Annotated in this window: 8 protein-coding genes and 1 pseudogene; 4 read left to right on the forward strand and 5 right to left on the reverse strand. The window is 69.2% G+C overall.

Annotated features, from left to right (window positions below):
* From ABZ565_RS35060 to ABZ565_RS35075, 4 genes are all read left to right on the forward strand, one after another.
* Positions 1 to 95 (forward strand): adenosylhomocysteinase (locus ABZ565_RS35060; protein WP_353787965.1); only part of this gene is annotated, 95 nt, incomplete at its 5' end.
* Between the two features lie 267 nt (positions 96 to 362).
* On the forward strand, positions 363 to 1,172 hold the full coding sequence (locus ABZ565_RS35065; protein ID WP_361036331.1) for an NmrA family NAD(P)-binding protein: 810 nt from the start codon (positions 363 to 365) through the stop codon (positions 1,170 to 1,172).
* A gap of 79 nt (positions 1,173 to 1,251) precedes the next feature.
* Positions 1,252 to 1,929 carry a hemerythrin domain-containing protein gene (locus tag ABZ565_RS35070; RefSeq protein ID WP_361036315.1) on the forward strand — a complete coding sequence of 226 codons (678 nt, stop codon included), beginning with the start codon at positions 1,252 to 1,254 and terminating at the stop codon, positions 1,927 to 1,929.
* Complete coding sequence (locus ABZ565_RS35075; RefSeq protein ID WP_361036317.1) at positions 1,926 to 2,459, forward strand: anthrone oxygenase family protein; 534 nt, start codon at positions 1,926 to 1,928, stop codon at positions 2,457 to 2,459. The genes ABZ565_RS35070 and ABZ565_RS35075 overlap by 4 nt, the downstream gene beginning before the upstream one ends.
* Before the next feature lie 599 nt (positions 2,460 to 3,058).
* Here the strand turns inward: ABZ565_RS35075 and ABZ565_RS35080 are convergent.
* The 5 genes and pseudogenes from ABZ565_RS35080 to ABZ565_RS35100 form a co-directional block, all read right to left on the reverse strand.
* The gene (locus ABZ565_RS35080) at positions 3,059 to 4,927 is read right to left on the reverse strand and encodes a hypothetical protein (RefSeq protein ID WP_361036319.1); all 1,869 of its coding nucleotides are present in this window, start codon (positions 4,925 to 4,927) and stop codon (positions 3,059 to 3,061) included.
* Positions 4,928 to 4,994: 67 nt separating this feature from the next.
* Entirely contained in the window at positions 4,995 to 5,561 is a 567-nt protein-coding gene (locus tag ABZ565_RS35085) for a hypothetical protein (protein ID WP_361036322.1), read from the reverse strand.
* A 44-nt stretch (positions 5,562 to 5,605) separates the two neighbouring features.
* Positions 5,606 to 6,163 carry a hypothetical protein gene (locus ABZ565_RS35090; RefSeq protein WP_361036325.1) on the reverse strand — a complete coding sequence of 186 codons (558 nt, stop codon included), beginning with the start codon at positions 6,161 to 6,163 and terminating at the stop codon, positions 5,606 to 5,608.
* A 494-nt stretch (positions 6,164 to 6,657) separates the two neighbouring features.
* Complete coding sequence (locus tag ABZ565_RS35095) at positions 6,658 to 7,107, reverse strand: hypothetical protein (RefSeq protein WP_361036328.1); 450 nt, start codon at positions 7,105 to 7,107, stop codon at positions 6,658 to 6,660.
* 74 nt (positions 7,108 to 7,181) lie between these two features.
* Positions 7,182 to 7,400: pseudogene (locus ABZ565_RS35100) on the reverse strand (hypothetical protein); the annotation flags it as partial.

The raw sequence follows: 7,400 nt of genomic DNA on the forward strand, positions 1-7,400 counted from the left end.
TCGGCGTGAAGCTCACGACCCTCCGCCCCGAGCAGGCCGCGTACATCGGCGTCGAGGTCGACGGCCCGTACAAGCCCGACCACTACCGCTACTGACCCGCCACCGTACGAGGTGATCGCCCAGAGACCCTCTGGAGAACCGCTAGAGACGAGGCCCGGTGACGTGGCTCGTGCGGCGAGGGGCTGCCTACGCTGCGTATGAAGGCCGTACCCGACGGGTCCTTCCGCAGCCACCCCCCACCGGAGAGCGCCGCCACCGCCGCCACCGTGCGGACCCCCATCACCGTCCGCACGCGACCACTCCCTCATGACGAGAACGACGAGCACCACACCACCACGCAGGCCACGACAGACGGGACGAACATGACGAACACGACGCTTGTGATCGGCGGCACGGGCAAGACCGGGCGGCGGGTCGCCGATCGGCTGTCCGCCAAAGGGCTCCCCGTACGCATCGGATCGCGCTCCGGCACGCCCCCCTTCGTCTGGGAGGACCCCGCGACCTGGGACGCCGCCCTCGACGGGGTGAGCGCCGTCTACATCACCTACTACCCGGACCTCGCCTTCCCGGGGGCCGCCGAGACCGTCGGCGCGTTCGCGAAGGCCGCCGTCGCCAAGGGGGCGCGCCGCCTGGTGCTGCTGTCCGGGCGCGGCGAGGAGGGCGCGGTCATCAGCGAGGACAAGGTGAAGGAGTCGGGCGCGGACTGGACCGTCGTCCGCGCCAGCTGGTTCAACCAGAACTTCAGCGAGAGCTTCTTCCACGACCTGGTCATGGCCGGCGAGATCGTCCTGCCGACCGGGGACGCGGTGGAGCCGTTCGTGGACGCCGACGACATCGCGGACGTCGCCGTCGCCGCGCTCACCGACGACAAGCACATCGGCAAGACGTACGAGCTGTCCGGCCCGCGCCTGCTGAGCTTCGGCGACATCGCCCAGGAGCTGGGCAAGGCGACCGGCCGCACCATCACGTACATCCCCGTCAGCGTGGACGAGTACCGCAAGGCGCTGGAGGAGAACGGGCTCCCCGTCGAGTTCGCCGACCTGTTCGGGCTGATCCTCGACGGCCGCAACGCCCACCTCGTGCACGGGGTCGAGGAGGCCACCGGCCGCAAGCCGAAGGACTTCGCCGACTTCGCCCGGGACGCCGCCGCCAGCGGTGTCTGGAACGCCTGACCGACACCGGGACCCGTGGAACGGGCGGCCGCACACGGCGGCCGCCCGTTCCCGTCCCCCCTCGCGTGAGGAGGCACCCATGACCGGTACCGAACCGATGACGAGCGAGCACCTCCCGTCGCTGCCCGGGCACTTCCACGGATTCGCGCTGATGCACATCGCGATGCGCCGCGACGCCGCACGGCTCGTGGCCGTCGCACGCTCCGGGCCCGGCGCCCCCACCGGCGGGGTGGTCACCTGGTGGCACAGCCTGCGCGAGGTGATCGACTGGCACCACCACAGCGAGGACGCCGTCCTCTGGCCCGAACTGCGGCGCGCCGTCCCCGGCTTCGACCGGGCCGCCGACGCCATCGACGGCGACCACCAACGCCTCGACGCGGCGATGGACGCCGTCGGCGCCGCGCTCCGCCCGGGCGTCGACCCCGCGGCGCTGCGCCCCGCCGCCGACGCCTTCGCCGCCGTCCTGCGCGACCACCTCGCCGCCGAGGAGCGCATCGCCTTCCCCGCCTTCACCGCGCTCGGCGCCACGCGCTACGCGTCCGTCGAACGGCGGTTGCTGCGGACCGCGCCGCCCGGCGTGCTGGGCCGCCTCCAGCCGTGGATGTTCGACGGCGCCGACCCCGCCGCCAGGGCCCATGTCACCGCCACCATCCCGCCACCGGTACGGCTGCTCGGCCGGACGGTGCTGCGCCGCCGCTACGAACGGCTGCTCGCCCCCGTACTGCGCCCCGTACCGCGCCCTCAGGAGAAGCCATGACCGCCACCGCGCCGACCACCCCGCTCCCGGCCCGGCCGGGCGGACGCACCGAAGCGTCGCTGTACGCGGCCACCATCGCGATGGGGCTGAGCGCGGGGCTGTACTTCGCGTTCGACGTGTCCGTCATGCCGGGCCTCGACCGCACCGACGACGCGGCCTTCGCGAGCGCCATGGGCCATATCAACGACGCCATCGAGAACGGCTTCTTCGGGCTCGTCTTCTTCGGGGCGTTCCTGGCCACCGGGGTCTCCGGCGTCTCCCTGCGCCGCCTCGGCCACATCCGCGCCGCCCGCTGGACCTGGGCGGCCCTCGCCCTCTACTCGGCGGCCGTCGCCGTCACGATGAAGGTCAACATCCCCCTCAACCGGCAGCTCGCCCGGCTGACCGCGGAGGCGTCAGGACCGGAGATCGCCCTGATCCGCGACCGGTTCCGGGGCGCCTGGACGCCGGCCAACGCCGCCCGCACCCTGGCCTGCACGGCGGCCCTCGCCTGCCTGGGCCGGGCCCTCACTTTGCGGGCCCGCGGCTGACACCTGCGGGGCTGCTTCAGTACCCGAAGTGCTTACATGGCCTCTGGACGGGCGGCAATGGCACCGCGAGTCGGCGGCGTCCGCCCCAGGCGGCGTTGTCGTCAACACCCGCAGAAGGCATCGGTCCGGCCGGCGCTGTCCGTCAGGCGGGGCGGGCCGGGGCCGAAACGGCGGCCGCCGGTAGACGACCTGCGCAGAGGGCCGAGAAGGCCCCGGTAACGAGGGGAGCGGAGCATGGCGACACCGACACCCGATGAGCTGGCATCGGAGGCTTTTGCAGCAGCGGTCGGCGAGGCGGGGCAGACGTCGGTGATGGCCTATCGACTGGTCCTGGCCATTGCGGACGCCGTACGGCAGCAGAAAAGAGCGGGGCAGGAGTCCGAACTGCCGTTTGTTGAGAAGGCATCGGTCGAGGCACAGCGCGAGGTGAGGAGGTTCCTGCCGCCGGACATCGCCACGACACTGGTAGAGGGGGCGGACTGGCCGCAGCTCGCACAGCAACTCATGGCGCTGCGTGATGCGGGGGTGGACCTGGAGACCATACTCCCGCGCTTGGGCGAGATCACGGTGACGGTGCGCGAGGCGATCGCGGCGAACGCTCAGCGCATTGCCCGCGAGACCCAGTCGTTCTCATTGAAATGGGAGGAGAGGCTCCGGCCGAGGACGGTGGCGTCGAAGGGGCCGCTGGACTCGAAGACGCCTAGGGAAATGGGCCTGCCAAGTTCCTCCTCCCACCTCTTCGCCCAGGCTGCCAGCGCTGGCAGGGCACCGACCACGGTCTGCTTGTCCAGGTATCCGTGACCGCCCATGAAGTCGCCCGGGTACCGGTCGGGGTGGGCGGCTCTCCAGTGCTCGCGTGCCGCACGAACGATCGCGGTTGAGTTGATGTCGATGTCGATGTCGCTGGGTTCCGGGTCCAGGCACAGTCGCCACATCGCGTCGTAGGGGCGTCGCAAGGGCCGCTCGGGGCTGTCTCCGAACCACTCGGTCAGCCGACGTGCGGCTTCTGGTCGGCCGGTCAGGTCTTCCTCGCGCGGAAGGGACTTGTGCGGACCGGAGAAGAAATTCGCGCCGGTTCCCTTGAGACGGATGTCGAGCTGTGACGGATCGAAGCCCTGCCGGGTGAGAGCTTCCAGCATCTCCGTCCCGAACTGCTGATAGAGGGTGGGCGTCATGCCCATGGGTGCCTCCCCTGAAAGCAGCCACCGGATCTGCACGGGCGCGATCCCGAGGAACTCCAAATCCCGCTGGGAGATGGCATATCCGGACTCGTCACGCAGCCACCACCCAGGGGGTTCTTCTGCGCCGGCGAGGATGCGCTGGATCTCCCGGTCGATGGGGTGGGCGGGGTCCAGCCGCTGGACGATCGTCGGCGTGCGCCATCTGGCCGCGAGGTCATTTCCGGGCGCCGCGGGTGCCGCAGCCTGGTCGTCGGCCGTGGGAGTCTGGAGAGCCGGGACGCCCAGGGATACGGCAGAGGCATTGGTGGCCTTCCGGGGCGCGGTGTCCGGAATAGGGGTGTAGACGCCGTCAAGGATGGCTCTGTGGTCGCCCGGCAGCAGCACCCATTCCTTCTGGTCGAAGTAGCCGATGCCGGTGGTGGGCAGGGCCAGGACTTCCTTGGCGGGTGTCCGTGCGGCCAGGACCACACCTCCTGCGCCGCGCTGCTCAAGCCAGTCGGCGACGACCCGCCGGTCGGCCGACCAGCTGGCCAGCGGGCGTGCCCGGGCCTCAACGAACTGGCCGAGGAAGCGTTCGTGCGCCCAAGCGGGCTGCAGCGCCCCTTCGGACCAGCTAAGTGCGCGGTAGGACAGGACATGCGTGACTCTCCGGGCACGCAGGACTTCCTGTGTCATGTCGTACTGGGCTCGCAGAAAGTCCCGCAGGGCCTCGCGGTTGTAGTCAAGCTCAAGGTCGACGGCGAAGGCGACTTTGGGCTCCAGCTCCCACTTCAGCACGTTGTCGAGTTCGAACTCTTCTCGTGCGACCTCTTGCAGGGCCAGCACTCGGACATTGTTGTTCGATCCGTAGGACCAGGCTCCCATCAGCTCGCTGATCGCGACCATGCGGACCAGCGTGTTCGCCTCCGGGCTGTCCATGGCGATGGCGCTGCTTGGGGCATGGCGCGGATCAACGGGGTTGAGCTCGTCGGCATGCAAAACGTCAGCTCCCATGGAGGGATACGCTGCGTTGTGCGGGACGAGGACATAGCGTCCGTCGCCTAAGCGGGAAGCCATGTCGTTGCCGACCACCAGGCCCATAGCGGCGAGGACAAGCTCGGGAGTGGATGTAGGGATCCGGCGGGCGAGTTCTTGAATCGCGATGGTCTTGGCCTGCGGCGTGCTGGTGACACGTCCGTCACTACTGAGCAGAGCTTCCCCGGCCCGGAGATACTCGGTTCGCTCCGCGGTGCCAATCAGAGGAGCGGCACCATTCGTATTCCCTGCACCGCTCGAATGTTCAGCCATAAGTCCCCCTGCCTTCGGTGATACTCAAGGGCGCGCCGCCACCTGATCGGCGGTGCGCGACGTGTGGTCAGGCGCCGTGGAGGAAAGCTTCCGCTTCACGGCGTAGAGGCTCTGGGGCCTGGGGCCAGGCCGAGGTGAGCATGAGCTCGCGCAACTTGACCGTCTTAACCTCCCGAGGAGCATCCATGGCCAGTCCTAGGTGCGGCCACAACCTGCTTAGTTCCTCGACTACCGGGTCCCAGCGGGCCCCGAAGGGCGAGTCGGCCTTATCAGCCGCGACGCTGGTCAGCAGGACTTCGTCGGCGGATGTCGGCGGCTCGACCTGGATGAGGGTAAGCCCGTTTCGGCTCACGGCCTCGCGGAACCGCTCCCGGTATTCCTCGACGGTGGCGGCGGCGGGCTGCTGGCCGGTGTGAAAGAGGGTGAAGACCCAGCCGGAGTCTCCGGTACGCGCCAGATCCAAGACCAGGGCGGCGCTTTCCCCGTCGATGAGGGAGCGGTGGGCGATGCTCTGCGCAGCGCCGGGACCTGCGGTCCGCACCCTCTCGGTGAGGGCGAAGTCGTGGAGCAGCCGTGTTACCTGATCGGCTGCCAGGTGTCCGTGGGCGAGTGCGCGCAGTGCGGGCCAGAGCATGACAGAAGTTCCCTTCTTCGGGTGGGGAAAAGGTGTGAGGCGATTCATTGCGCACTGGCGGCCGCGCGGGACGCCAGGTGGATCGGGTTGCTCCAGGCTCGTTTGCCGGCGTCGTCCTCGACCGTGACCCGGCAGAATCCGCCCCCGAACATCGCCAACGGCAGGGTGCACTCCGTCAGATCCCTGCCTTGCACGACCTGTGCCCCCGGTGCGCCCCCGGTGATCAGGATTTTGCTGGCGGGGGAGCAGCGGACGGTGATGTGCTCATTGGCCAGGCTGATGTCGTACAGCTCGGGCCCGGTGGAGGAGTAGAAGCGCCCGGCCTTGAGTGCCGCTAGGAGCTGGTCGGGGGCGAGGGACTTGGCGCGGACCTGAACCCAGGCTGCGCAGCCCGGGGGGTCCTGGGGGTGGAGGTGGGCATCGTCGGCGGCGTAGGTGTGCAGCTGATGGCCCCGGTTGAGCAGGACATCAGTGAGGTGCCAGCTGTCCCCGCGGTGTTCACGTGCGGCAAGCGCGTTGTAGACCTCCACGGCGTGTGCGGCCTCCAGGCTCTCGGCGTCCGCGATGCTCAGAAGGGAGGCCGCCGGGTGAGCCATACCCACGTATGCGCCCGCGGCTCGGGCCCTGCGGGCCAGCTCGGGCCCAGTCTCCTGTCGCGTCGGCGGGCGCGAAGCCGAGTGGGAGTCCGACGGCGAGGATGTGCCACGAGGGGCCTGCCTCCGTGCGTGGAGCATGCAGCTCGGCGCCGAGCAGGGTGGTGAACAGCTCTGTGCGCAGGGGCGTGGTGTCCGTCAGCGGGAAGCCGTACTCGGGCCGGAAATGGTCCGTGACGGCCAGGAAGTCGTACCCGGCGTCACGGTAGTACTGCGCGGTCGCCGCCGGGGACAGGGCGCCGTCGGACTCGTCGGAGTGCGTATGGAGATTCCCCCGCCAGAAGCGGCCCGGTTTGTCGAAGGGCAGGCTCTGCATCTCAGGTCTCCTGAAATTGATCAGACAGGTTGTCTTTCGACTGGTGCTGGCACGGAGGGCCGGGGGAACTGCTGCTGCTCATGGCAGCCACTCGGTCATGGGCAGCCAGCAGGGGGAGCGCCTACTGCTACGAGTCGGCCGACGGCGGAGCCTCGGCGATCCGGGTGAGTGCCTCGCGGAAGACGGGAAGGATCTCCTGGTCCATTCGATAGGCGATGTTCTGGTGCCAGGAGGGGTTGTTGGGGTCGGAGACGGGAGTGATGGGCGCCGGGGTGTGCTCCGGCCACCAGCCCTTGCGGATGCCGCGGTCAACGGCCCGCTTCAGGCCGTTGGACGGGCCGTTGAGCGCGCCGAGCTCGTCGCGGAGGTGGTTGGCCTCGATGTATCCGTCGGCATCGATGACCATCTTTGCCATCCGGCGCGACCCCGCGGTCAGGTCGCGGAGGTAGCGCTCGGCGCGGTCGACGGACCAGCCCGGTCGGACGGTGGTAATGGAGAGGTCCGCGTGGTGCTGGGCGGCGAGTGCGACGATTCGCTCGGCGAACTCCTCGGTTGCGCCCTCGACGATGATTCTCATGGAAGCCTTCCGGCAGATTCTTACCCGCTTCTCCCCGGTCTCCATGAAGGTTGCCCCGTCGTCGGGCCCCTCGTCTAGACCGGGGAGAAAGATGGCGAAATTCCGCACTCGATCGAATGAGTCGGACCGTAGTGCTGAAAGGCATTGCGATCTTTGGCGAGCTTCTCGAGGGCAGCGTCCCTCCCCGTGCCGATATCGGCATCGGCGATGTTGTACAGCCGCTTCATTGCGTCGTCCATGGCGCAGGCGCGGCGCACAGGGAAGGGCGGCCGGTCCCGCCCCCGACAGGGCGC

Origin of the sequence: Streptomyces sp. NPDC016469, assembly GCF_040632905.1 — a bacterium.
Lineage (GTDB): Bacteria > Actinomycetota > Actinomycetes > Streptomycetales > Streptomycetaceae > Streptomyces.